This is a genomic window from Mycolicibacterium gilvum (assembly GCF_900454025.1).
GTDB lineage: Bacteria > Actinomycetota > Actinomycetes > Mycobacteriales > Mycobacteriaceae > Mycobacterium > Mycobacterium gilvum.
This window is the reverse complement of sequence record NZ_UGQM01000001.1, coordinates 882,917-907,164: the sequence shown is the minus strand read 5'-3', so window position 1 is coordinate 907,164 and position 24,248 is coordinate 882,917. Positions and strand designations below refer to the sequence as shown.

The 24,248-nt window shown below is 67.8% G+C and carries 24 protein-coding genes and 1 riboswitch; of the genes, 4 read left to right on the top strand and 20 right to left on the bottom strand.

Translation table 11 applies throughout. The features are described 5' to 3' along the window. Positions 1–9: 9 nt before the first annotated feature. The 19 genes from DYE23_RS04355 to DYE23_RS04265 form a co-directional block, all read right to left on the bottom strand. Positions 10–972, bottom strand: coding sequence for a GlxA family transcriptional regulator (locus DYE23_RS04355; RefSeq protein WP_115326581.1), 963 nt, complete (start codon positions 970–972; stop codon positions 10–12). Positions 973–1,025: 53 nt separating this feature from the next. Next, positions 1,026–1,982 carry an o-succinylbenzoate synthase gene (locus DYE23_RS04350; protein WP_115326580.1) on the bottom strand — a complete coding sequence of 319 codons (957 nt, stop codon included), beginning with the start codon at positions 1,980–1,982 and terminating at the stop codon, positions 1,026–1,028. 14 nt (positions 1,983–1,996) lie between these two features. After that, entirely contained in the window at positions 1,997–2,344 is a 348-nt protein-coding gene (locus DYE23_RS04345) for a DMT family transporter (protein ID WP_011896089.1), read from the bottom strand. Position 2,345: 1 nt separating this feature from the next. Further along, complete coding sequence (locus DYE23_RS04340; protein WP_013470670.1) at positions 2,346–2,660, bottom strand: DMT family transporter; 315 nt, start codon at positions 2,658–2,660, stop codon at positions 2,346–2,348. Positions 2,661–2,670: 10 nt separating this feature from the next. Beyond that, a riboswitch (guanidine-III (ykkC-III) riboswitch) is annotated at positions 2,671–2,737 on the bottom strand. A gap of 77 nt (positions 2,738–2,814) precedes the next feature. Continuing rightward, positions 2,815–4,377, bottom strand: a complete 1,563-nt coding sequence (locus DYE23_RS04335; protein WP_115326579.1) for a long-chain-fatty-acid--CoA ligase — start codon at positions 4,375–4,377, stop codon at positions 2,815–2,817. Between the two features lie 59 nt (positions 4,378–4,436). Continuing rightward, the gene (locus tag DYE23_RS04330) at positions 4,437–5,024 is read right to left on the bottom strand and encodes a TetR/AcrR family transcriptional regulator (protein WP_011896092.1); all 588 of its coding nucleotides are present in this window, start codon (positions 5,022–5,024) and stop codon (positions 4,437–4,439) included. Positions 5,025–5,028: 4 nt separating this feature from the next. Further along, positions 5,029–5,997, bottom strand: a complete 969-nt coding sequence (locus DYE23_RS04325; protein ID WP_099962447.1) for an oxygenase MpaB family protein — start codon at positions 5,995–5,997, stop codon at positions 5,029–5,031. A gap of 80 nt (positions 5,998–6,077) precedes the next feature. Next, positions 6,078–6,656 carry a hypothetical protein gene (locus DYE23_RS04320; RefSeq protein ID WP_013470667.1) on the bottom strand — a complete coding sequence of 193 codons (579 nt, stop codon included), beginning with the start codon at positions 6,654–6,656 and terminating at the stop codon, positions 6,078–6,080. A gap of 2 nt (positions 6,657–6,658) precedes the next feature. Continuing rightward, on the bottom strand, positions 6,659–7,465 hold the full coding sequence (locus DYE23_RS04315) for a mannan-binding family protein (RefSeq protein WP_115326578.1): 807 nt from the start codon (positions 7,463–7,465) through the stop codon (positions 6,659–6,661). After that, complete coding sequence (locus tag DYE23_RS04310) at positions 7,465–8,133, bottom strand: Rv1363c family protein (protein ID WP_115328858.1); 669 nt, start codon at positions 8,131–8,133, stop codon at positions 7,465–7,467. Before DYE23_RS04310 ends, DYE23_RS04315 begins: the two co-directional genes overlap by 1 nt. Before the next feature lie 25 nt (positions 8,134–8,158). Continuing rightward, positions 8,159–9,409, bottom strand: a complete 1,251-nt coding sequence (locus tag DYE23_RS04305) for an MlaD family protein (protein ID WP_013470664.1) — start codon at positions 9,407–9,409, stop codon at positions 8,159–8,161. Further along, positions 9,406–10,692: an MCE family protein gene (locus DYE23_RS04300; RefSeq protein WP_115326577.1), complete on the bottom strand. Its 1,287-nt coding sequence runs from the start codon at positions 10,690–10,692 to the stop codon at positions 9,406–9,408. Before DYE23_RS04300 ends, DYE23_RS04305 begins: the two co-directional genes overlap by 4 nt. Continuing rightward, positions 10,689–11,807: an MCE family protein gene (locus DYE23_RS04295; RefSeq protein ID WP_013470662.1), complete on the bottom strand. Its 1,119-nt coding sequence runs from the start codon at positions 11,805–11,807 to the stop codon at positions 10,689–10,691. The genes DYE23_RS04300 and DYE23_RS04295 overlap by 4 nt, the downstream gene beginning before the upstream one ends. Next, entirely contained in the window at positions 11,804–12,850 is a 1,047-nt protein-coding gene (locus DYE23_RS04290; RefSeq protein WP_115326576.1) for an MCE family protein, read from the bottom strand. Before DYE23_RS04290 ends, DYE23_RS04295 begins: the two co-directional genes overlap by 4 nt. Next, positions 12,843–13,898: an MCE family protein gene (locus tag DYE23_RS04285; protein ID WP_115326575.1), complete on the bottom strand. Its 1,056-nt coding sequence runs from the start codon at positions 13,896–13,898 to the stop codon at positions 12,843–12,845. The genes DYE23_RS04290 and DYE23_RS04285 overlap by 8 nt, the downstream gene beginning before the upstream one ends. Then, a complete protein-coding gene (locus DYE23_RS04280; protein ID WP_115326574.1) occupies positions 13,895–15,538 on the bottom strand; it encodes an MlaD family protein in 1,644 nt (547 codons plus the stop codon). The genes DYE23_RS04285 and DYE23_RS04280 overlap by 4 nt, the downstream gene beginning before the upstream one ends. Further along, positions 15,539–16,393: an ABC transporter permease gene (locus DYE23_RS04275; RefSeq protein WP_013470658.1), complete on the bottom strand. Its 855-nt coding sequence runs from the start codon at positions 16,391–16,393 to the stop codon at positions 15,539–15,541. A 1-nt stretch (position 16,394) separates the two neighbouring features. Further along, positions 16,395–17,252: an MlaE family ABC transporter permease gene (locus DYE23_RS04270; protein ID WP_013470657.1), complete on the bottom strand. Its 858-nt coding sequence runs from the start codon at positions 17,250–17,252 to the stop codon at positions 16,395–16,397. Between the two features lie 268 nt (positions 17,253–17,520). After that, positions 17,521–18,732 carry a TetR/AcrR family transcriptional regulator gene (locus DYE23_RS04265; RefSeq protein WP_115326573.1) on the bottom strand — a complete coding sequence of 404 codons (1,212 nt, stop codon included), beginning with the start codon at positions 18,730–18,732 and terminating at the stop codon, positions 17,521–17,523. A 293-nt stretch (positions 18,733–19,025) separates the two neighbouring features. On the opposite strand from DYE23_RS04265, the gene DYE23_RS04260 reads away from it, so the two are divergent. Then, entirely contained in the window at positions 19,026–19,319 is a 294-nt protein-coding gene (locus tag DYE23_RS04260; RefSeq protein ID WP_235660323.1) for a hypothetical protein, read from the top strand. A 58-nt stretch (positions 19,320–19,377) separates the two neighbouring features. Next, complete coding sequence (gene fadD8, locus DYE23_RS04255; protein WP_115326571.1) at positions 19,378–20,988, top strand: fatty-acid--CoA ligase FadD8; 1,611 nt, start codon at positions 19,378–19,380, stop codon at positions 20,986–20,988. 36 nt (positions 20,989–21,024) lie between these two features. Here fadD8 and DYE23_RS04250 read toward each other — a convergent pair whose 3' ends face one another. Then, complete coding sequence (locus tag DYE23_RS04250) at positions 21,025–21,702, bottom strand: FadR/GntR family transcriptional regulator (protein ID WP_115326570.1); 678 nt, start codon at positions 21,700–21,702, stop codon at positions 21,025–21,027. A gap of 47 nt (positions 21,703–21,749) precedes the next feature. Between DYE23_RS04250 and DYE23_RS04245 the strand changes: the two genes are divergently transcribed. Beyond that, positions 21,750–22,970, top strand: coding sequence for a CynX/NimT family MFS transporter (locus DYE23_RS04245; RefSeq protein ID WP_011891021.1), 1,221 nt, complete (start codon positions 21,750–21,752; stop codon positions 22,968–22,970). A 22-nt stretch (positions 22,971–22,992) separates the two neighbouring features. After that, positions 22,993–24,243, top strand: a complete 1,251-nt coding sequence (locus DYE23_RS04240) for a hypothetical protein (protein ID WP_115326569.1) — start codon at positions 22,993–22,995, stop codon at positions 24,241–24,243. The last annotated feature ends 5 nt before the right edge of the window (positions 24,244–24,248 follow it).

Genomic DNA, 24,248 nt, shown 5'->3' with positions numbered 1-24,248 from the left:
CCTTCTGTGTCAGGCGAATGTCTTGCGGTACTGATCCGGCGAGACGCCGAGACGGCGGACGAAACTGCGGCGCAGCGTCTCGGCCGAGCCGAAGCCGCACCGCGCGGCGATCACCGTCACCGTGTCGTCGGTCTCCTCGAGTTGACGGCGAGCCGCTTCGGTGCGGACACGTTCGACGTAGGCACCCGGTGCCTCCCCGACCTCGTCGGTGAACACCCGAGTGAAGTGCCGGGTACTCATGGCCGCGCGGCGCGCCAGTTCGGAAATGCTGTGCACGGCACCGGGTTCGGACTCGATGACCTCCTGCACGTCGCGGATCGGGCTGCGCCGGGCCCGCGGCATCCACACCGGGGCGGCGAACTGCGTCTGCCCGCCCGGCCGGCGCAGATACATCACCAGGTGGCGGGCGACGGTCTGGGCGAGCTCGGTGCCGTGATCGTCCTCGACCAGCGACAGCGCCAGGTCGATGCCCGCGGTCACGCCGGCCGCGGTCCACACCTTCTCCGAGCTGCGCACGAAAATCGGGTCGGGATCGACTGTCACCGAGGGGAATTCGGCGGCCATGTGCGGCGCGTAGGCCCAGTGGGTGGTGGCGACGCAGCCGTCGAGCAGCCCGGCCTGCGCGGCCAGCACGGCCCCGCTGCACACGCTGACCACCCGGCGGGCGTGCGGAGCGATGGCGGCGATCCAGTCGATCAGCACGTCGTCCCTGCGCGCGGCGTCGGCGCCGAAACCGCCGGGCAGCACCAGGGTGTCGATCGGGTGACCGGGGTCGGGCAGCGGTTCAGCCGCCAGCGTCAGGCCGGTCCCGGTGCTCACCGGGTCACCACCGACCGAGACCACCGTCACCGCGTACCCGTCGCCGCCCCGGGCGGTGGCGGCCACGGACGCACCGGTGAACACGTCGAACGGCCCGACGATGTCGAGCGCCTGCACCCCGGCGAAGCCGACGATCAGGACCGTGCGCGTCATGCACTCAGTGTTGGGGACGGCGACGATGGCGTCCAGGACATGGTCCCCACAGATCAGGACATCAGCGGATAGCAGGCCCGGACGCGGTCGATCCACCACTGCCGGCGGTCCTCCGAAGCGGCCAGAGCCGTGATCCGCGCCGGATCCGGGGTCACCGCCGCTGCGGGCAGGTAGCCGTCGACCGGCGTGCGCGGTTCGGCGACGTCGTCGACGAACAGGCTCCCGGTACCCAGTCCGCACGCGTGCTCCAGCCGCGGCAGACACCCCGCCGCGACGAGCCCCGCCCCGATGCCGACCGCGGTGTCCAGGGCGCTGGACACGACGACCGGGATGTCGATCTGCGCGGCGATGTCGAGCATCGTCTGCACGCCGCCCAGCGGCGCCACCTTGAGCACGGCGACGTCGGCCGCCCCGGAACGCACGACGTGCAGCGGGTCGTCGGCCTTGCGAATGCTCTCGTCGGCGGCGACGGGGACGTCGACCCGGCGTCGGACCTCGGCCAGCTCGGGCACCGTGCGACAGGGTTGTTCCAGGTATTCGAGCGCACCGTCGGCCGTGAGTGCCTGCGCGGCCGCGACGGCCTGCTCGACGGTCCAGCCGCCATTGGCGTCGACGCGCGCGGTGAGCCCCGCCGCACGCACCGCGTTCACCCGGGCGACGTCGTCGGCGAGCGTCTGGCCGGGCTCGGCGACCTTGACCTTGGCCGTGCGCGCGCCGGGGAACCGGGCCAACACATCGGGGACCGCGTCGGCGGCGACGGCGGGCACGGTCGCGTTGATCGGGATCCGGGCGCGTCTCACCTCGGGCATCGGCCGGTAGGCCGCGGCGACGCCCGATGCCAGCCAGTGCGCGGCCTCGGGCGGCTCGTACTCCAGGAACGGCCCGAACTCGCCCCACCCGGCGGGGCCGTCGATCAGCGCCACCTCACGAGTGGTGATGCCGCGGAACCGCACCCGCATCGGCAACGCGACGACATGCAGACGGTCGAGGATGTCGGCGAGGTCGGCCACGGTTCCATGGTCCGTCAGCGCTTCGCCGACTCCCTGTCCGGGGTGCTGCTCGGCAAGACTTTGAGGCCCGCCACCGCGGCGATGATGCCGGTGAGGAACACGGCCTTGCCCAGCGAGGCGTGCTCGTCGCCGCTGAGCATCGCGTAGCCCACCGTCAGCGCGGCGCCGAGACCGGTCCACACGGCGTACGCCGTGCCGATCGGGATGTGCTTGGTCGCCCAGCCGAGACCGCCGAGGCTCGCCAGCATCGCGACGAGGAACACCACCGTCGGGCCCGGCGCGGTGAAGCCGTCGGCTCTGCCGAGCGCCGTCGCCCACACCGCTTCGAGGACCGCACTCACGATCAGCACGAACCACGCCACGTCAGCTCACCGCCTTCAGTCCGACGACGCTGCCGACCAACAGGCACAGCAGCAGAACCCTCGCCGTGGTGGCGGCTTCCTTCTTGGTGACGATCGCCCACACCACCGTCAGCGTGGCGCCGATGCCGACCCACACCGCGTAGGCGGTGCCGGTCGGCACCTCGGTCATCGCGTACGCCAGACCCGCGAGACTGGCGGGCATCGCGACGGCGAACACCACCGTCGGGCGCCAGCGCCGGAAACCGTTCGACATGCCGAGCGCGGTCGCCCAGACGGCCTCGAGGAAGCCACTGGCGACGAGTATCAGCCACGCCACAAGACCCTCCTGCGAGTCAGTCTTGTCTGTGCGGGTACTGCTCCCTCGTCCGCCGGCATCCGGAAATGGACGCCGCACCAGCCACGTTACACACGGGTTTCAGGATGGTCATGTCCCGGAAACACCGGGTGACGAGGGTCTCCGGCACGCCGATCTAGACGGTGGCGCGGTCGCGGCCGTCCCAGTGCGGCTTGCGCAGCTCCTTCTTGAGGATCTTTCCGGTGGGGTTGCGCGGCAGCTCATCGGTGATGTCGACGGACTTCGGGCACTTGTAGGCGGCCAGCCGCTCGCGGGCGAACGCGATCAGCTCGGACTCCGAGGTCTCCCCCTCGATCACGACGACAGCCTTGACGACCTCACCCCACTTGTCGTCGGGCACCCCGATCACCGCGACCTCGACCACGGCGTCGTGCTCGGCGAGCACCCGCTCGACCTCGATGGAGTAGATGTTCTCCCCGCCCGAGATGATCATGTCCTTGAGCCGGTCCTCGACGAAGATGTAGCCGCCGTCGTCGACGCGGCCCACATCGCCGGTGCGGAACCACCCGTCCTCGGTGATCGACTCCGCGGTCGCCTCCGGCTTGTTGTGGTAACCCTTCATCAATTGCGGTGAACGGAACCACAATTCGCCCTGCTCACCGGTCGGGACGTCCTTGAGGGTGTCCGGGTCGACCACCCGCAACTCCGCATTGGGCACCAGGGTGCCCGCGCTGGACAGCCGCTCCTCCCGGCCCGGGTCGCGGTGCGCCTCGGGCAGCAGGTGGCTGATCACCCCGCACAGCTCGGTCAGACCGTAGGCCTGCATGAAATCGGTGTTGGGCCAGGCCTCCAGCGCCTGACGCAGCAACGGCAGCGGCATGGGCGACGCCCCGTAGGCGAAGGTCTTGAGCGACCCGAACAGCTTGACGGCGTCCTCGCCGGCGTCGAGCACCTTGGCCAGCACCGCCGGCACCAGGAACGTGCGGTTGGCGCCCTTGAGGATCGCGCCCGCCAGCGTCGTGCCGTCGACGTCGCGGGTCATCACGCTCGGGAAGCCGTCGTGAATCCCGAACTGTACGTAGGACGATCCGCCGACGTGGAACAGCGGCATCGACACCATGTTCTTGTCGCCCTCGTCGAACTCGAAGCCTTCGTGGGCGTTGACGGTGTGGGCGATGATGTTGGCCTGGGTGAGCTCCACGCCCTTGGGCCGGCCGGTGGTGCCCGACGAGTACATGATGATGCAGACGTCGCCGGGTTCGACGTCGTCGGCACGGTCGACCGGCGAGGACGCCTCCAGCATCGCCTCGTACTCGTCGTCGCCGTCGGGCTTGACCGAAATGACGTGCTCGACCCGGCCCAGCTTGTCGCGGATCTTGTCGATCGACCCCGTGAACTCCTCACCGACGATGAGCAGCTTGGCCCCTGAGTCGTTGAGCACGTAGTCCAGTTCGTCGGGCGCCAGACGGCAGTTCACGATCGCGGTCGCCGCGCCGAGCGACGCCGCGGCGAAGGTGAGCTCGACACACGCGGGGTGGTTCTTGTCGAGGAACGCGACGACGTCCCCGCGCGAGATCCCGCGTTCGGTCAGCGCTCCGGCCAGCCTGCGGACGCGGTCGTTCCACTGCGACCACGTCCAGGACCGCTCGAGGTAGTCCATTGCTTCACCGTCGGGATTGACGGTCGCCCAGTGGGCAAGTCGTTCGTCCAGGAATCGGGGTTCGGTCAGCTCGGCCATGCCCAGAAGCGTGCCACGCGAGCCGCTGCCGCTTGCCGGATTCGCTGGTTTGCCCCGGCTCAGCGCACCAGCGGCGCGAGGTAGGTCCGGGCGTACCGCGCGACGGCCTCGTCGTCGGTCACGTCGAGCACGTCGGTGTTCACCTGCACCAGCGACGCCGCGAGACGGATGTGGACCTCGGCGACCGCCAGCAGCTCACTGTCGGGCATCGTCGCGCCGGCGGCGCGCAGCGCCTTGGCCATCGCCGTCGCGGCGCTGACCAGGAAGAGCCGGGCCTCGGCGACCATCTCCGTCGTCGCGGTGAACTCGCCGTCGAGCTGCAGGAAGCGGCGCATCACCGGTTCGCCGGTGAGCAGCCGGACGCCTTCGCGGAACGCGGCGACCGCGGCCTGCTGTGGACCGTCGTCGATCGCGACGGTCTGCAGCCGCGCCATCGCGAACTCGAACGTCTGGCGGCCCAGTTCGGTGATCAGCGCGTCTCGGCTGGGAAAGCGCCGGTACAGCGTGCTGCGGCTGACGCCCGCCTGGCGTGCGACGACGTCCATGCTGAGCCGGCCGACCCCGACCAGCGCGACCTCCTCGGCCGCGGCCTTCAGGATCGCCGACTCCTGCTCGGTGGGGCTGTCGGTGTTGCGTGCCCGTCGCATCGGCCTAGCCCACCGGGCACCGGCCGGCCGGCGGCGCGAACGAATCCAGCGCCACCGACCGATGCAGCCGGACCAGCTTCTCGTATTCGATCCGGTTGCGCGCCAACGGGATCAGCAAGACGCGGTCGGGAAGCGTGCGCCATGCCAGCTGCAGCAGGCGCGTGTACACCGCGAACTCGCGGTCGTGGCGGGACTCCCACCGGAAGCCCGTCATCTCCCGGATACCGGGATGCAGAATGCCGAATGAGCACACCTTGACCACCCGACCGGCCAACGGCCGCAGCGCCATCCAGCCCGGCGTCAGCGCCACCCGCAGCGCGGGCGGCAGCACCAGCGTGGGCAACGGCAGCTTGGTCAGATCTTGGGTGACGCGGCGCAGGAACGGATTCGACGCGAGCTCGGTGTCGACCATCTCGTCGTAGTAGGCGACGGCCTCGGCGTAGCTGGCGGGAAACTTCGCGCTCTTGCCGGGCAACTCCAGGGACCGGAAGCCCTCCAGGAGTTGCTGATAGGCGACCTCACGCTCGTCGTCGTTCAGCGTGTGCCCGGTACACGGGGTGAACGAGTTCATCACGAGAAGCAGCCCGCTGACCGCGATCCAGTTCCACAGCCGGGGATCCAGCGCGCTGTAGCGGACATCGGAGAACTCCCCTGTGCCGTGGCCATGGACCTCGCGATGCATGGTCTTGAGGCGCTGCCCCTCCGCTTCGCGGTCGGTCGCGTCACCCCAGATCGCCAGCAGCGCCGAAAAGCCGCTGCGCACACCGCGATCGGCGAAGTTGGAGGCGAACCGGCCGGTCTTGTCGACGGCCGCGGCGACCGGCACCAGGGCCACCTCGTCGAACGCTGCGGCACCGAACAGCCCACCCAGCACGCTGCCGGAATGCTTGCGGAATTCGTGGATCATCTTCGGGCGGACATTGCTGTCGGAGCTGAGCGTGGAGTCGACGGACTCCGTGGCGATCGCGACCATGGCGCCTCCCGGCATTGTCGTTGACACAAAGACTAGCGATTTGTGTCAACATGTCAACGGTTGGGGCGGTCGGCCGTTGCTCATGCGCCCCTGCAGACTCCGGAATTGCGGATCACCGAGCCGTAGACGTTCGCCGTCGCGATGTTGGCGTTGATGACACCCGAGGGCAGCCGCTGCTTGATCTTGTCGCTGATCTGGGTGAACTGGTACCAAAGCCGGTAGATCGAGTCACCGTGGAACAGCGGCGAATACTCGCTCTGATCCGGATAATTGACGATGAACAACGTGTGCGCGCGCGGGTCCAGGAATGCCGCCGACTGGTCGAGGTTCGCCGCGACCGTGTCCCCGGCTTCGCTGACGCCCGGCCGCGTCCAGTAGTCGCCCTGCTCGGCGAGGAAGTGCTGGAAACCGTAGACCTGGCTCATCAACTGGTCGTACTGCGCGTTGATCCACTGGCAGGATTCCCGTTGCGCGGTGATCTGCTGCGGCGTCACGCGCATCTGCCAGAGGTTGTACGGAAACTGGCTGTAATCGGGTTGCCAGTTCGACGGGTACGGGGTGAACACCGGCAACGTCGGGGCGGGTTCAGCACGGCCCACCGGCGCGCAGATCACGAGCCCGGCCAATACCGCGGCCACACCCGCCATCGCGCGAAACATCACTACACGCCGCCGAATTCTGGCCGCAGGATCGGCGCCAACGCCGCGAGCGGGATGTGGGCCTGCACGGTGCCCCCGTCCATCGACCACTGCATGAGCCCCGGCGTGAAGTCCGTCGGGCGGTCCCGGCCCACGGGGTAGTCCGGCATGTAGATCACCAGCTCATCGGGCGTCAGCGCCCACGCCTTGTACGCCCCTGAGTACACCTTGTCCGGGGTCCAGCGGTCCGGCGTGAACGGGTAGGTGCCGGGCTGGTGCGGCGGCGGTGCGGCGTCGAGGGCAGCGACGATGAACGGCGCACCCAGGCGCGGGATCTCGGCCAGGTGGTCGACGCCGGGTTTGAACAGATCGGCCAGTTGCAACTGCCGCCCTCCGGCGAACGTGAAGGTGCGGTAGGCGTCACTGACGATGGGTGCGTTCGGATGGGCCAGTGCGTCGGTACCGACCGTACCCGAGTACATCTCGTGGAAGACGACCGTCATCGCTTCGCCCCGATGAAAAATCTGGAAGTGCTGCTCTCCGAAGCTGTTCTGGACCATCTTCTTCGCCGCATTGCGCCAGTTGTTCATCAGGTTGGTCAGGTACGCCCGAATTACGGGGTTCTCCACGAGATCACCGGGCAGCGCCATCTTGATGTCCCGGGTCGCTTTTCGCTCCGACACCACCGAAGTCGTACAGAATTGCCCGTCCCACTGACCGCCCAGCTCATCACAGAACGAGGGAGCTGACGCAGACACCGGCGATGCGGTGGCCAACACGGCCGCGGCCACCACCGCGACAGCACTACTGCAGATGAACCGGCGGAACATCAGGGCAGCTCGACTTTGCTTGCGCGCCAACGGCCGTCGACGTCCTCCATGGTCATCTTGATGCGGCTGCGGTCGATACGCGGGTCCGGCACGTTGGTGTTGGAGACCGACTGATCGACGAACAGCAGCACCACTACCTTGTCCTTGGATGCCGACTGGACCGCTGATTCCAGCACGACCCCGTGCGCGGACGCCTTGTTGTCGATCAGCAGCTGCCGCAACTCGGTGCTGGACTGCGAGTACATGTCCTTGAACTCGCCGGTGGCGCCGTCGAGCACGGCGTCGAAGTTCTCGTCCACCTTCGCCGAGTCGATACTCGTCAAGACCTGTGCGTATTCGACGGCCGCCTGCTGGGCCTGCTCGCTCGCCCGGGTTACCTCGCGCTCCTGCCACAGTTGCCAACCGAGGAACCCGGCGACAGCCAGGAGTGTGACCAACGCCGCCGCCACCAGTGTAGTCAGCAACCGACGCCGTCGTCCGCGGGCGGTGACCGGCTCGGCGGGGTCCGAGTCGTCGTCCACGGGTTCGCCGGCAGTCTCGGCGGATTCGGTCTCGGCGGTCTCCGACTCCGACTCCGCAGCGGGGTCGGCGGCGTCGGCGGCGGCGGCGGCGGCGGCGGCGGCGGATTTCTTGCCGGTGTCTTTGTCGTCGTCGGTGCTCACGGACATCATCATCTCCTAGCGGATGGCACGGTCAGCGGGGCGGCTCGATGGGCAGCGTCGGCCCACCGTAGGGCGTCGGAATCGTGTAGCGGCCCTTGGGCGTTGGATCGGTCTGGCGGCCGAGGTCGGCACCCGGCGGGGGTCCGGCGGTGTCATCGCCCGCGGGCCTCGGCGCATTCTTGGCGCCGCGGATCAGGACACCGGGATGGTCGTCGCGGCAGTAGGTGTACATGAACGGCTCCGGGTAGTCCGCCGCGGACGGCGGCAGCTTCGGTGTGCCGTAATCGCAGGTGTAGCGCGGATATATCTCCGCGGTGCCCCACAGGCCGCCGTCGTGCATCGCAGCGCCGAGAGCGTCGAGCACCGACGTGCGGTGCGTCGGGAACAACGCGTTCAAGGCCGGCACCCGCAGATAGAGCAGGCGGGATGTGGTCGTCAGATTGCCCAATAACTGCACCATGGTGTCGGAGTTGTCGGCGAAGAGGTTGTCGACATGGGCCAACGTCTCCGGCGCCTGCTGGGTCAGCCGGCGATAACCGTCGCGCATCGCGTTGATGCCCTCGAAAGTCGCACTGAGATTATCCGACGCGGCGTCGATTCCGGCGTTCTTGTCGGCGACCATTGTGAAGACCACCCGGCTGCTGCGGAGCAGTGAGCTGGTCTCGGGCAGCACCGAATCGAGGGTGGACAGCAGGAAGGTGCCCCCGTCGACGATGTCGGCGAGCTTCTGCGGCCCGGCGTCGCTGAGGCTCAGCTCCTTCTTGATGATCTCCAGCTTCGCCGTATCCGCCTGCGCCAAAGCGCCGTCGGCATCGGCGAGCAGCTTCGCGAGGCTGACGGGCACCGTCGCGCGACCTTGACGCACCACCGCGCCGTCGGCCAGGAACGGTCCCACATCGGATGCAGGAACGAAGTCGATGTACTGCTCGCCCGCCGGTGACAGACCGGACACCCGAACATCGCTGGACTCCGGAATTTGCGCTGCCGCTTCGACATTGACGACGGCATTGACCCCGGCCGGGGTGATGTCGAGCCGCTCGACCCGCCCGATGGGCACACCCCGCAGGGTCACGTCCTGTTCTGGCAACAGGCCGGCGGACTCCGGCAGTTCGATGGTCATCCGGTAGCTGGACGCGAACGGATTGACCCGCAGCGCACCGAATAAGAGATACGCCGTCGCGACGACCAGCGTCATGACCAGTCCGAGCGCCGACAACCAGGCGCGGCGCCGATAGCCGTACCGGACGATGCCGACGACCCGGTCGGCGACACCGGCGATCATCGGGGGGCCTCCGCGGGTAACGGCGGTGGTGCCGCCGGTGCAGCCGGAGCCGGAGCCGCCGGTGGCGGAGGGGCCGGTGGCGGAGGGGCCGGCGCGCGGGGATCGGCGATGATCTCGCCGGGTTCGGTCGGACTCGGGATCACCGGCATCTGCGGCACACCAGGACCCTTCCCGACGACACGTTCCTGCAACCGGAACAACGTGTACTTCAGCGTGCCGACCAGCTGATGCCAGTCGTGCCGCTTGGGCCCGTGCAGCCCGGAATCACCGTCGTAGCCGATGTCGGGGATGGATCCGAGGATCAACCGGTCGGCGCTCGCGTCGAGGGCGATCGAGCTGCTGGTCATGGACTTGATGAACGGCGGCATCAGGCGGTTGAGCGAGTAGAGCGTGGCGTCCGGTGCCAGCGCGACGTCGTTCCAGGCGGAGGCGATGGTGTTGGCGTCGGCGATGACGCTGCGCCCGCTGGTGTCGGTCCCGGCGATCGACGGGAACTTGCGCAGTTGATCGGAGACTCCGCCGATCTGGGTGACGAGATCGGCGATGTCGGTGGTGTGGGCGGCCAGCGTGTCGGTCGCCGGCCGCGCCTGCGCCATCACATCGCTGATCACCTGGTTCTTGGCCGCGATCTCCGATGCCAGCCGGGATGTCTCGTCCATCGCCGTCGAGATCTCCTCGGAGCGGGCGTTCAACTTGCCGAGGGTGGTGTTGGTCTTGCTGATCAGGGTGCCGAACGCCTGACCTTCCTCGCCGGTGGCCTTGCCCAGCCCATTGATGACGTTGGTGAAGTTGCGCACCGCGCCGCCGTTGACCAGGATCGCCGCCGATCCCAGCACCGATTCGACGGTGGCGGCCGCGGTGGTCGACTCCAGTCCGATGGTGTCACCGTCGCGCAGCAGAGGCGCACCCGGCTGAATCGGCGACGGCGGCTTGATCGCAACGAACACATCGCCCAGCGGTGTCGCGGAACGCAATTCAGCTGTGCTGCCCTGTGGCAACTGGACCCCGTCCATGATCCGGAGGGTCGTGACTGCCGTGTAATTGCGCGCGACCATGGATTCCATCTGTCCGACGTCTGCGCCGGCGAGCTTGACCTTCGCGTTGGCAGGCAGGTTCAACGCGTTGGAGAACACAGCCGTCAGCTGGTATCCACCGGTACCCACGCCGGGCGCCGGCAACGGCAGGCTGGACAGGCCGTCGGTGGCGCAGCCCGACACGGTCAGGCACGCGACGGTGGCCAGCGCGGTCACCAGCCATTGGCGGGTCGGAGGCGACGTCTTCACTTCTGCCCCATCGCCGCAAGCCCGTCGAGCATGTAGCTCAGACCGAAATCCGGCCCAAAATCCTGAAGAGTTCCTGTGCTGCAGCCCAATTGACGCAGGCCCATCATATTGCAGACCTCCTTGACCAACTGGTTGTCGAACAGGACCTTGTCGGTGACCACCTTCACCCGCAGCGCACCGTTCTTCTGATCGGCCACGTTGTACAGGTTGTCCAGCAGCATCGGCGCAACGTCGAGGAACTCCATCAGGTCACGCTCGTGATCGACCGCGGCGGTGTTGAGCACGATGTCGCCGTTGGCGACCAGAGCCTTGATGTCCTCACGGTGGGCCTCGAGCACCTCACCGGTGTGGGTCAGAACCTCGTTGATCTTCTTGCCGGTGGTGCCGGTGCCCAGGTTCTCGTCGGCGAGGATCTGGCTCAGCGCGCGCACCGACGAACCGAACTCCCGCATCATCTCGTCGTTGCGGGCCGCCGCATCCGACAGCGAGCTCACGTTGCGGACGATGGTCGTCAGCTGATCTTTGGTCACCATGCCGCGATCGGAGCTGAGCCGCAACGCGTTCGACAGTTCGCCGAGGGCATCCTTCATCTGCTGGCCGTTGCCGTCCACCACGGCCGCGCCCCCGTTGATCGCGTCGGCGAGCGGCCCGTTGCCCTTGCCGTCCCCGCGCAAGGACACCGCGAGCTTGTCGAGAACATCGAGCACCCGAGCGAACTCCACCGGCGTCCGTGTCCGGTTCAAACCGATGGTGTCGTGGTTCTGCAGGACCGGTCCGTCCCGGTAGGGCGGGGTCAGCTCGATCTGGCGGTCGGTCAGAATCGAGTTGGAGATGGTGGCCGCCTGCACGTCCGCGGGCACCTTGACGTTCTTGTCGACGGTGAACTCGACCTCGACGTATCCACCCTTCGGGGTGATCGTGGTGACCTTGCCGACGGGCATGCCCAGCACCGCGACCGTGTTGCCCTCGTACAGGCCTGCGGCGCTGTCGAACTGGGCGGTGACGCTGATGGTGTCGAGCTGGTCCTTGGCGTACTTCCCGACCACGACGGCGACCACCAGCGCGAGCGCCACGCCCACAGCGACGAACGCGACGACCCTCGACCTGGTGCTCATTTGCAGTCCTGGAAGTACTCGATCATTCCGAATTGCTTGGCGCGGCCGCTGATCGCGCACATCCAGGAGTCGACCAGCAGACCGCTGGAGGCGTTGAAGTCGATTGCGTTGCCGGTGCCGGTGATGTTGGTCAGGTTCCGCAGCGCGATCGGCCCGGACTGCAGGATGCTGCGCACCATGCCGTCGTTCTTGCCGAGCAAGGTGGCGAGCTCCCGGAGGTCGGTGAGCAGCTTCTCGAGCTCGGGACGGTCGTCGACCACGATGTTGCTCAGCGTCTGCACGAGGTTGGTCAGCGCGCCCATCATCGCGTGGAATGAGGCGCGCCGGGCGACGAACTCTCCGAGAAGCGAATTCCCCTGATCCATCAGGCTTCCGATGGTCGCCTGCTGGCGTCGCAGCGTGGTGCTGACCGCATCGGTGGTCTCGAGCAGTTCTCCGAGCTGATCCCGGCGCTGCGCGATGATCGTCGAGAGGGTGTGGGTGTTCTCCAGGGCCTGCGGTACCACCGGGGGGAGAGTCTCCAACTGCTTACCGAGGACCGCCAGTGTCTCGGCGAACTGATCGGAGTCCACCTGTTCGAAGGTGGTGGTGACGTCGGAGAGTGCCTCCTGCAGGTCGTAGGGCACCTCGGTGTGCGACAGATCGAACGTGTCGTCAGGCAGGGCGCCGGTTCCCTCGGGGTACAGCGCCAGGTAGCGCGAGCCCAGGATGGTGGTGACCTTGATGGAGGCCCAGGAGTCCTCCCCGAACACCACGTCGTCACGGACTTTCAGTCCGGCCACGACGTGATCGCCGGCGAGCTCCATGCTGGTCACCTCACCCACCGGGATACCCGCGACGGTGATCGGATGTCCGGGTTGCAGGGCGGCGGCCTGCAGGAATCGTGCTGTGTAGTGGCGGTATCCGAAGTCGGCGACCCGCACCAGCAGCAGCGCGCCGACGAGCACGGCGACCACCGCGACCGCGACGACGCCCAACCAGACCTTGTTGTAGCTCTCCAGTGGGCGACGCCTGCGCCGCATCTTCGACGACGGGTCAGCCATTGGCCATATTCCTGCACTTGGGGGTGTGGCGGGCCTTGTTGCCGGGGGTGGCGGCGGCGACGACGATCGGCGTCACATCGTTGAGCCCGGGGAAGAATGCGGTGCCGTCCAACTCACACGCATAGGCGTTGGCGTAGGTGCCTTCGCCGGTGATCCGCGCGAATCCCTTCAGCATCAACGGGAGATTGGCGCCGACGAATGCCAGCTGCGGTTCGATGCCGACCATGTGCGCGGCGAAGCCCGGTTGGCGCTGCACGAGCTCGCTCAGCGGCGTGTACACCTCGTCGGAGATCGTCGACAGCTGCCGCACCACCTTGGCCATCGACCCCATGGACTCCACGAGCTGCGGGCGCCGCGCATTGAACGTGGACACCACCGACTGGGCCTGACCGACGATGTGGTCGAGATCGTCGTTGTGCCGGGCCAGGTTTGAGACGACCACGTTCAGGTCGGTGATCACCCCGCCGAGTTCCTCGTCGCGGCCGGCGAACGCGTCGGTCAGCTGCGCAGTCTGATCCACCAGTGCGGTGATCGACGCCTCGTCGCCCTGCAGCGACTGGATGACGCCTTTGGTCAGGTTGTCGGCGTGACGGGGGTCCAACAGAGAGAACAGCGGCTCGTATCCGTTGAGCAGGGTGCCGACGTCGAACGAGGGGTCGGTCTGCTCGACCGGGATGACGCTGCCCGCGGGCAGCGGATCCGGCTGTCCGAGATTCCCCAGCGACAGCCCGAGATACCGCTGTCCCACGATGTTCTGGTAGGTCACCGACGCCACGGTGGTGCCCAGCACCTGCTGGTCGCTCTGCACCACGAACGACACCTTGGCGTGCTTGCCGTCCAGCTCGATGCTCTCTACGCGGCCCACCCGCACACCGGCCATTCGCACGTCGTCGCCCTCGCGCAGGCCGAACACGTCGGTGAACACCGCCGAGTAGGGCACCGTCGGCCCGGTCACGTCGCGCCGCAGGGTGACGTATACCAGCCAGGTCAGTGTCAGTGCCGCCACCATGAACAGCGACAGCCCCACCATCGCACCCCGGTACTTCATCGAGGCTCCTCTCCGGGGGCAGGCGGCGCCGCAGACACCGTTGTCCCGCGAGCCACCGGCCCCAGAAGCAATTGGGTTGCCGCAGTGGCTGGTTGACCGGTGATGACGCTGAGGGTCGCTCGTTCGTACGCGCTGCCCACGGGTCCCACATTGCCGCCGAAAGACGCCGGTGCGGCCTCGGCCGGCAACAGCGGTCCGGGCGCGGGACCGGCGGGCGGTGCGACCGGCGCCGGACCCGCCGGCGGAACCGTCTGCGCCCGAGGCGAATCCGGCCGCTTCGGCGCCACCGGCGCCAGCGGCGACTGATTCACCGGCGGCGGGGGTATCGGAACCAGCGCGTCATTGGCCGTCCCGGGGACCGGCGGTGCCGGCGACATCCACGGCGGTAGCGGCGGATTGGGGTCGGCCAGACTCGGATTCGGGTTGACCAGCGGCGGCCCTACCGCCACCAGGTTGCCGTTCTCGCCGAGCACCGTTCCCTGGGGCGGCGCCAGATCCTTCGGTGGCTGGTAGTTCTGGGGCAGCAGCACGTCGGGCAGCTCCGGTCGGGTCACCACCAGCGGCGCGGTGTAGCAGCTCGGCCCCTTCAGCTCGCCGTAGCGCGGGCAGTCGGCACGGGTGTAGGTATAGGTCGGGGTCAGCGACAGGTTCATCCGCATGTTGCCCACGTCGCGTTCCGGGCGCCACACCTCGTTGAAGAACTTGTCGGACAACCCGTTGAGCTTGCGGAACGCGGGCAACCAGTGGTGCGAGGTGTCCGCGAGGTTGGCGATCACCGGTGTGAACTCCTTGGTGATCGTCACCAGCCGGTCGGCATGGTTGTTCAATGCCGTCTGGCTGGTACCGACGGTGTTGAGGCCGCCGGTGACGAGACTGTCGAGCTGGGTGCGCTGCTCGACGAGGACCCGCATCGGCTCGACCGCCATGTGCAACGCGTCGAGCAGTTCCGGCGCGGTCGCCCGCAGTCCGCGGGTCGCGTCGACGAGCGCCGACACCGTGGTGGGCCCGGGATCGGTGGCCACGATCGAATCGAGTTCGTCGACAAGGCGATTCAGTTGCGCACCACTGGCCAACAGCTCGCTGCGGCGGTCCTCGGTGGCGGCGTTCACCGCGGCCAGAACGCCTACTGTCTTGTCTTCTCGGCCTCGCCCGGTCGCGGCCAGGATGTCGCGCAGCTTGCTGATCGTCGTCTGGAACAACACGGGCGGTAGCTCAGTGTCCTCCGCGATGTGCGCGCCGGGTTCGATCGCCGGGCCGGGTCCGTTGTCGACGAGTTGCACCGAGGACACCGCGAACACATTGCTGGGCACGACCCGGGCGGTGACGTTGGCCGGGATCGCGTCTGCATACTGCGGATTGAGGTTGATGTGCACGAAGTTCGGATCACCATGCGCTGCCGGTGTCACACTGTCCACCGCCCCGACCAGCACCCCGTGGTACTTGACGTCCGAGCGCTGCGGGAGCCCGTCACCTACGTTCACCAAATCCGCGACGACCCGGACGAACGGATCGAGGCGTCCGGTCGCCTTGACCAACAGACCCGCGGTGACCAGCGCTGCCACCACCATCACGGCGGTGCCTGCGACAAGCAACTGACGATTGGTGGGCCCGCGGCCGTCGGTGTCAAAGGAATTCGGCATCTATCCCCCGAACCTCGCACCGGAGTCGATGTTCCACAGCGCCATCGTCAGCAGCATGTTGACGATGATCACCACGGTGATGCTGGCGCGCATGGCATGTCCGGCGGCGACCCCGACCCCTTCGGGTCCGCCGCTGGCGTAGAAGCCGTAGTAGCACTGGATCGTCGTGGCGATCCACACGAAGATGATGGCCTTGAGGAGCGAGTACAGGATGTCCTGACCCGACAGCATCAACGTGAAGTAGTGCATGTACGAACCGGTCGCACCGCCGCTGATGGCCCGGACCACGATTTGGGTGGTCAGGTAGCTCACCGCCAGGCACACCACATAGAGCGGGACGACGGCGACCACCGAGGCCATCAGCCGAGTGGTCACCAGATACGGAATCGGCCGGATGGCAATGGAATCCAGGGCGTCGATCTCCTCGGCGATCCGCATCGATCCCAGCTGCGCGGTGAACCGGCAACCCGCCTGGGTGGCGAACGCCAACGACAGCGCGATCGGAGCGAGTTCGCGCGTGTTCACCAACGACGAGATGATGCCCGTCGCCGGTCCCAGGCCGAGCAGGTCCAGGAAGTTGTATCCCTCGATGCCGACGAGCGCGCCGACCGTGATACCGAGCACGATCGCCACCCCCGCCGTACCACCACCGACGACCAAAGAGCCGTTACCCCAGGCGATATCGGACAGCAGACGGACGAACTCGGCGCGGTAGTGCCGTAGGGCCAGCGGGATGGCGACGAGCGCCCGGACGAAGAACACCAGCATGTGGCCCAGGCGGGCGACCGGCGGTGTGGACTTCTGGTAGAGCCGGACGAAGGGCTTCAGCAGCGGCGGTACGTAGGTCGACGCCATATCAGAGCCCGACCCTGGGGAACAGCATGATGTAGAGCTGGCTGATCGCGACGTTGACGACCATCAGGATCAGAATCGATTCGACGACGGCGGCATTGACCGAGTTCGCGACGCCGGTGGGCCCGCCCCTTGTCGACATCCCCTTCTGGCACGAGACGATGGCGACGATCGCCCCGAAGATCACCGCCTTGACCAGTGCCACGATCATGTCACCGGTGGTCGTGAACGACGCGAAGGTGGCAACGAAGCTGCCCGGCGCGCCGTTCTGGAAGTACACATTGAACAGGTAGCTGGCCAGGAAGCCGACGAAGCACACCACACCGGTGAGCGCGACACCGATCATGATCGCCGCGGCGAAACGCGGCACCACGAGGCGGCGGATCACCGACACGCCCATGACCTCCATGGCGTCGGTCTCCTCGCGCATCGTGCGGGAACCGAGGTCCGCGGTGATCGCCGAGCCGACCGCCGCGGCCATCAGGATCGCGGCGGTCAACGACGCGGCCTGCCGGATCACGGCCAGCCCGCTGGCCGCACCGGCCAGCGATGTCGCGCCGACCTGACCGGCGAGCAACGCGAACTGGATCGACAGCGTCACCCCGATCGGCAGCGCGACCAGGACGGTGGGCAGCACAGCGGTGCCGGCCATGAACGCACCCTGGCGCACGAACTCCTGCCATTGGAAACGCCCGGTGAAGAGGTCGACGAAGAACCACTGCAGGGTGCGGACACCCATGACGAACTGGTCTCCGACCGTGGCCAGCGACGCCAGCGGATGGCGGCGCACATAACCTCCGACCCAGTCCTGCACGGCGTGGACGGAGTCATCGCGACGAACCGGCTGATCCGCCGTGGTCATGCCTGAAGTCCGTTCCGCCGCAGCGCATTCTGACCGACTATGCCGACGGCCGCACCGCGTGCGCGGACCTGGGAGGCGCATGAGGGATTCACGTTCCACGCCTCCCGATTTCGATGACCCACCCGTTTGAAGCAACCTAGGTAACCAGGTTCTGGATGGTCGTCACCGTAGGGCGGCGGCGATGATTGCGTCAAGGTTTCGGGAATCTTTCATTAACTTATTAGGCAGAGCAGGACGTCCCACGCCGGGATTGACGGAGTTGTAGATTTCAGACGGGCTCGGGAAGCAGGAGCACCCGCAGCAGCCGCCCGATCAGCCGGCGTGAAGATTCGGTGTCGGCGAAGCGCTCCAGCCTGCCGATGTCGACGACGAGACCGAGGCCGGCGTGCACAGCGAACCGGGCCTCGCGCACCGACAGATCGGGGCGCGCGGCCACCACCTGCCGGGCCCAGCCCTCGACGATCGACCGCTGGATGTTGTGCAGCGCGGCCCGGTCCTCGGCGGGCACGTTGAGCTGTTCGGCGTAGTAGACGTAGGCCAACTCCGGCTCGGCGAACGTCCGCCATACGTACGCGTCGATCAGCTGGCCGACGGCGGTGCGTTCGTCGGGCGCCATCGCCAGGATCGCGCCCATGTCACCGGAGACCCGGTCGGCGGCGCGTCGGTAGATGGTGCTGAGCACCGCGGACTTCCCGCTGAAGTACCGATAGATCGTCGATGCGGGCAGGCCGATCGCCGAGGCGATGTCGTCCATTCCGGTCTCGCGGAATCCGTGTTCGTGGAACAGCCGAAGCGCCGCGGCAAGGATCGCTTCGTATTCGCCGGCGGGACCGACCGACGGGGCGGCCCGCCGTCCTGGCTTTTCACGGGCGGATACCGGCGGCAGATCGGCGTCACGGAGCCGGCGCGCCAGGCTCACCAGCAATCGACGCATGTCGTTGACCGGAAGCTTGGCGCGGTGGTCACAGATGCTGCCGATGGCACTGAGCACCGACGCGGTCACCGTCCACCGCTGCCTGCTGTCGAGCTCTGGCCGGAGCGCCGACAGCGGCCGCTGCAGGCGGCGGTTCACCAGCCTGATCTGCTCGTTCGAAATGGCCTGGTCGGACTCCTGCAGAAACCGCGCCTCCCACCGGTACAGCCCGCCGCTGGCGCGGGTCTTGATCGCCGCGTCGGCCAGTGCAGCAACGATGCGCTCCCACAATTCCTCCGGGGAGTCGCCGGATTCGTCGTCGGCGAAGGCCGTCGCCGAGACCAGTTGCTCGCCGAGATTCAGCACGGCGGCCCGGAACAGGTCGTACTTGCCGGAGTAGTGGCGGTACAGCGATGCGGCCGTGACGCCCACGCGCGACGCGATGTCCTCCATGCTGACCGCGTGGTAGCCGAGTTCGCTGAACGCTTCCGCCGATGCTCGCGCGATCTGTTGCTTACGATCTTTGGGTCGCCTGCGCGCGTCGCGGACGCCCACAGAGGGTGCCATAGGGCACACCTTAACGCTGCGCCCCTTGCTGCGGACTCAACTGTATTTTTCGCGAACACTCATTAACTTTTGGCGGCTCCCCCGGACGTCGCGCGCGGATGCTGAAAGTCTACGGTTGGCATCGTGTGCCACGATGGCGTCGTGGCCGATCGGCGCCCTCGTGGGAGCTTTCAACGTGCGCCCGTAATCTCTGCGCGCGGGGATCGAGCGCAGATCGCGGGTGGGCCGCATGACCGAACACCTTTGTGTGCGTTCCATTCTCGACCGTCCGCCGCCCTGCGTCGGGTGAATCCGTGACAGGCGACGAACCCGAGGGCCGCGGCCGGCGGTTCCTGCACGCGCACCGAAAGGACGGCGGTGCCGGGTCCTTCGTGGACCGTGCGCTGCTCGTCGCGCTGGCCTACACCGCGATCGGGGTCGTGTACCTCGGCTTCAACGTGCCCGTCCTCGATCGACTCGAGGCTTTGTTCAGCGCGCAATTCACCGTCTTTGCCGATCTTGTCGCCATTGTGGCGGCCGTGGTGCTGTGGCCGCTGCTGCTCGTCAGCTCGTGGGTCTGCGGGACGGCCGGGTGCGGCGTGCTGTGAACAACGATTTTCCGTCGGACCCTTCTGCGGGAATTGGAACACGTTCTAGTCTGTAGCCATGGGTGATCCTCAGCTCCGTCCTTTCCTGCATTCCGGCCACCTCACCGTCGGCGCGCTGAAGCGCCACAAGGACCGGCCCGTGCTGTTTCTCGGCGACACCACGTTGACCGGTGGCGAACTCGCCGATCGCATCAGCCAGTACATCCAGGCGTTCGAGGCGCTCGGGGCCGGTACCGGTGCCGCCGTCGGCCTGCTGTCGCTGAACCGGCCCGAGGTGCTGATGATCATCGGCGCCGGCCAGACCCAGGGCTACCGCCGCACGGCACTACACCCTCTAGGCTCGCTCGACGATCACGCCTACGTGCTCACCGACGCCGAGGTGACGTCGCTGATCATCGACCCCAATCCGATGTTCGTCGAACGTGCGCTCGGACTGGTCGAGAAGGTGCCGACCCTCACGCAGGTGCTGACCATCGGCCCGGTTCCCGAGGAGTTCGCCAAGGCCGGGGTGAAGGCGGTGGACCTCAGCGCCGAGGCGGCGAAGTACTCCCCCAGGCCGCTGACGGCTGCGGCCCTGCCCCCGGACCACATCGGCGGGTTGACCTACACCGGCGGCACCACCGGTAAGCCCAAGGGCGTCATCGGCACCACGCAGTCGATCACCACGATGACGACCGTGCAGCTCGCGGAATGGGAATGGCCGGAGAACCCGCGCTTCCTGATGTGCACGCCGCTCTCGCACGCCGGCGCGGCGTTCTTCACCCCCGTCATCGTCAAGGGCGGTGAGCTGATCGTGCTGACGAAGTTCGATCCGGCCGAGGTGCTGCGCGTGATCGAGGAGCAGAAGATCACCGCGACGATGCTCGTGCCGTCGATGATCTACGCGCTGATGGACCATCCCGATTCCCACACCCGCGATCTGTCGTCGCTGGAGACCGTTTACTACGGCGCGTCGGCGATGAATCCGGTGCGGCTCAAAGAGGCGATCCGCCGGTTCGGGCCGATCTTCGCGCAGTATTACGGCCAGTCCGAGGCGCCGATGGTGATCACCTACCTGTCCAAGAAGGAGCACGACGACAAGAGGCTGACGTCGTGTGGCCGGCCGACGCTGTTCGCGAAGGTCGCACTGCTCGGCGAGGACGGGCAGCCCGTCCCGCAGGGTGAGGTCGGCGAGATCTGCGTGTCGGGTCCGCTGCTGTCGGGCGGGTACTGGAACCTGCCGGAGGCGACGGCCGAGACGTTCCGGGACGGCTGGATGCACACCGGCGATCTGGCCCGCGAGGACGAGGACGGCTTCTATTTCATCGTCGACCGCACCAAGGACATGATCGTCACCGGCGGTTTCAACGTGTTCCCGCGCGAGGTGGAAGACGTTGTGGCCGAACATCCTTCGATCGCCCAGGTATGCGTGATCGGCACTCCCGACGAGAAGTGGGGCGAGGCGGTGACGGCTGTGGTGGTGCTGCGGCCCGACGCGGCCTCCGACGCCGCGGCCGTGGAGGTCATGATCTCCGAGATCCAGGCGTCGGTGAAGGAGCGCAAGGGTTCGGTGCACGTGCCCAAGCAGGTGGTCGTGACCGACTCGGTGCCGATCACCGCGCTGGGCAAGCCGGACAAGAAGGCGGTGCGGGCGCAGTTCTGGGAAAGCGCGGGGCGCGCCGTCGGCTGAGCCGACAAGTCAGCTGGAGTCGGCTGAGCCGACGATTCAGCTGGAGTCGGCTGAGCCGAGGCCGTTGATGATCCGGTCCAGGAACTCGCCTGCGGTGCGCGCGGCCAGGTCGGGGTCGCCGGCGGCGATGTGATCGAGCAGCACGCCGTGGTCACACACGTCCACCGGCACGTGACGGGTGTGGGCGACGCTGGCGGTGACGGCTTCGAGCAGACCGCGGTACAGCTCGATCAGGGTGTTGTTGCGTGCGCAGCGCACGACCGCGAGATGGAACTCGGTGTCGATGCGCGCGAAGGCCTCGACGTCGCCGGCGGAATCGCGTTCGTCACGGCGTGCCAGCAGCCCGCGCATCTCGGCGACGTCGGCCGGGGTTCGGCGCGACGCCGCCAGCCGGGCGGCCTCCACCTCGAGTGCCCGACGCACCTCCAGCACCTCGCGGAGTTCCTCACCGCACAGGCGCCGCAGGGCGCCGGACACCTCGCTGGTGGCCCGGACGTAGGTGCCGTCGCCCTGCCGGACTTCGAGGATGCCGGCGTGGGCCAGCGCGCGCACGGCCTCGCGCACAGTGTTGCGCCCGACTCCGAACTTCTCGACGAGCACGGTCTCATTGGGTATCCGTTCGCCGATGCGCCATTCCTGGCCGGCCACCGCGTGCCGTAACTGGTCGATGACCTGCTCGACCAGCCCGCTGCGTCGTGCTGTGCTCAACGGCACACGGATATCCTTTCGTCCAATCATGGGATGTATGGCACGGTACCAGGATGCGTTCTGAGCGGCAGCCGATGATCGTGGATCCACGGGCGACCCCGGACTCCGTGCCGCCCGTCGCCGGCGGTGCACTGCTCGCGGTCGCGGTAGTGCTGGCCGCGCTGAACCTGCGCCCCGCGGTGACGAGCATCGCGACGCTGCTGCACGACATCCGCGGCGACCTGGCGGTGTCGGCGACCTGGGCCGGTCTGGTGACGACGCTGCCCGCCCTCTGCTTCGCCGGCGCCGGTCTCGCGGCACCGTGGGTGGCCTCCCGCATCGGGCTGAGCCGGGCGATCTCGGTGGCCCTGCTGGCGCTGACCGCCGGCCTGGCACTGCGCGGCGTGGGCGGCGAATACGTCGTCATCGGCGCGACGCTGATCGCGTGCGCCGGCATCGCGCTGGCCAACGTCCTGATCCCCGTGGTCATCAAGACGTCGTTCCCGGCCCGGATCGGCATGATGACCGGTATCTACACCGCCGCATTACAGGGCGGTGGCGCGCTCGGCTCCGCCGTCACACCCGGGCTGGCCGATCCGCTGGGCGGATGGCGGACCGCACTGATGGTGTGGGCGGCGGTGTCGCTGCTCGCGCTGACGCTGTGGATTCCGGCGACCGCACGCCACCGCAGCGCCTGGGCCGTGCACACCCGTCCGAGCGCGGCGCGCCGCTCCCTGTTGCGGAGCCCCCTCGCGTGGACGGTCACCGTGTTCTTCGGCAGCCAGGCGTTCCTGGCCTACATCATGATGGGTTGGCTACCACAGGTTTTCATCGACAACGGGATCGACAAGGTGCAGGCCGGCCTGCTGGTCGCCGTCGCATCGCTGGTCGGGGTGCCCTTGTCGCTGGTGATCACGCCCCTCGCCGCGCGCAGCGCCAGCCAGAGCGGCTGGATCGTGGGCGTGGGCTCGTTCGGCTTCCTCGGCACCGTCGGCCTGATGGTCGCCCCGACAGCACAACCGCTGCTGTGGAGCGTGCTTCTCGGCACCGGGCTGAGCGGGTTCTCCCTCGCACTGGCGCTGCTCGGGCTCCGCGCCCGCACCCCGGAGGACACCGCGGCGCTGTCGGGCATGGCGCAGGGATTCGGCTACCTGTTGGCAGGCACGGGCCCGTTCCTGTTCGGGCTCCTGCACGACGTCACCCACGGATGGACGGCGCCGTGGGTGCTGTTCCTCGCGGTGTTCTGCGTACAGACCGTCACCGGCGCACTGGCGGGGCGAAACCGTTACGTGTGAACGCCCCAGGCACAATCACGGCATGCGGACCTTCCCCGGCGATCACCTCGGTCTCGAGTTCCCCGCCGACGCCGCGTCGCTCGGCCAAGCCGGCCCGCGGTTTCTGACCGCGGCGTTTCGCAGGTCCGGGGTGTTGCCCGACCAGGGCACCGTCGTCTCCGTCGACGAACTGCGCGAGTTCGGCGGCGGCAGCACCGGACGCAAGGCCGTCCTGTCCCTCACCTACGGCGGCGCCGACACGCTCCCGCGGGAACTCTTCGTCAAGTTCTCCCGCGACTTCGACGATCCGGCCCGCGATCTCGGGCGGACCCAGATGGCCCACGAGGTGCGCTTCGCCCTGCTCACGCGAGCGCCCGGCTTTCCGATCGACGTACCCCGCTGCCTCTACGCGGACTACCACGGGGAATCGGGCAGCGGAATCCTGATCACCGAGCGGATAGCGTTCGGCCGCAACGGCATCGAGCCGCAGTACGAGAAGTGCGCCGACTATGCGATGCCGGACCAGCTCGGGCACTATCGGGCGTTGTTCAGCGCGCTGGGCCGGCTCGCCGGTGCGCACAGCGCCGGTGCGGTGGCGGCCGGTTCCGATTTCGCCGTCGACATCCGTAGCCTGTCGGTCGGGGAGCGCGCACCCTACACCGCCGACCAGTTGCGCCGCCGCGTCGACCGGCTCGCCCAGCTCGCCGAGCGTCAACCGGGCTTGCTGCCAGCGGATCTGGGCTCTCCGGAGTTCGTGTCCCGCCTCCGGCGCGACGTCGCGGTCATCGCCGACCGGGTCGACGCCCTGTGGGACAGCCTCGGCGCCGACCCGGAGTACGTCGCGCTGTGCCACTGGAACGCCAACGTCGACAACGCCTGGTTCTGGCGCGACGGCGATCTGCTGCGGTGCGGCCTGATGGACTGGGGTTGCGTCGGGCAGATGAACCTCGCGATGGCGATCTGGGGTGCGATGTGCAGCGCCGAGACCGCGCTGTGGGAAACACATTTCACCGTGCTGCTGCAGCATTTCGCCGACGAGTACGCGGGCGCGGGCGGACCGTCGCTCGACATCGCCGTGCTGCGGGACCACGTGCTGGCCTACGTCGCGATCATGGGAACCGCATGGCTGCTCGACGTTCCCGGGTATCTGCTGAATCTGCTCCCCGAACCCGTCGCGGACCGCTTCGATCCCCGGATCGCCGGCAGCGAGCAGGCCCGCAGCCGGCTGCTGATGATGACGAATTTCCTTCACCTCTGGCGCACATCGGACACGACGGCCGTTCTGGGCGGCTGACCCGG

Bases quoted from the DNA above. Each gene is read 5' to 3' on its own strand.
- DYE23_RS04325 (WP_099962447.1), bottom strand. From the start codon at position 5,997: ATGGTCGCGATCGCCACGGAGTCCGTCGACTCCACGCTCAGCTCCGAC.
- DYE23_RS04290 (WP_115326576.1), bottom strand. From the start codon at position 12,850: ATGGCTGACCCGTCGTCGAAGATGCGGCGCAGGCGTCGCCCACTGGAG.
- DYE23_RS04280 (WP_115326574.1), bottom strand. From the start codon at position 15,538: ATGCCGAATTCCTTTGACACCGACGGCCGCGGGCCCACCAATCGTCAG.
- DYE23_RS04295 (WP_013470662.1), bottom strand. From the start codon at position 11,807: ATGAGCACCAGGTCGAGGGTCGTCGCGTTCGTCGCTGTGGGCGTGGCG.
- DYE23_RS04310 (WP_115328858.1), bottom strand. From the start codon at position 8,133: ATGTCCGTGAGCACCGACGACGACAAAGACACCGGCAAGAAATCCGCC.
- DYE23_RS04335 (WP_115326579.1), bottom strand. From the start codon at position 4,377: ATGGCCGAGCTGACCGAACCCCGATTCCTGGACGAACGACTTGCCCAC.
- DYE23_RS04330 (WP_011896092.1), bottom strand. From the start codon at position 5,024: ATGCGACGGGCACGCAACACCGACAGCCCCACCGAGCAGGAGTCGGCG.
- DYE23_RS04285 (WP_115326575.1), bottom strand. From the start codon at position 13,898: ATGAAGTACCGGGGTGCGATGGTGGGGCTGTCGCTGTTCATGGTGGCG.
- DYE23_RS04315 (WP_115326578.1), bottom strand. From the start codon at position 7,465: ATGTTCCGCCGGTTCATCTGCAGTAGTGCTGTCGCGGTGGTGGCCGCG.
- DYE23_RS04265 (WP_115326573.1), bottom strand. From the start codon at position 18,732: ATGGCACCCTCTGTGGGCGTCCGCGACGCGCGCAGGCGACCCAAAGAT.
- DYE23_RS04240 (WP_115326569.1), top strand. From the start codon at position 22,993: ATGCGGACCTTCCCCGGCGATCACCTCGGTCTCGAGTTCCCCGCCGAC.
- DYE23_RS04275 (WP_013470658.1), bottom strand. From the start codon at position 16,393: ATGGCGTCGACCTACGTACCGCCGCTGCTGAAGCCCTTCGTCCGGCTC.
- fadD8 (WP_115326571.1), top strand. From the start codon at position 19,378: ATGGGTGATCCTCAGCTCCGTCCTTTCCTGCATTCCGGCCACCTCACC.
- DYE23_RS04355 (WP_115326581.1), bottom strand. From the start codon at position 972: ATGACGCGCACGGTCCTGATCGTCGGCTTCGCCGGGGTGCAGGCGCTC.
- DYE23_RS04245 (WP_011891021.1), top strand. From the start codon at position 21,750: ATGCGTTCTGAGCGGCAGCCGATGATCGTGGATCCACGGGCGACCCCG.
- DYE23_RS04305 (WP_013470664.1), bottom strand. From the start codon at position 9,409: ATGATCGCCGGTGTCGCCGACCGGGTCGTCGGCATCGTCCGGTACGGC.
- DYE23_RS04320 (WP_013470667.1), bottom strand. From the start codon at position 6,656: ATGTTTCGCGCGATGGCGGGTGTGGCCGCGGTATTGGCCGGGCTCGTG.
- DYE23_RS04270 (WP_013470657.1), bottom strand. From the start codon at position 17,252: ATGACCACGGCGGATCAGCCGGTTCGTCGCGATGACTCCGTCCACGCC.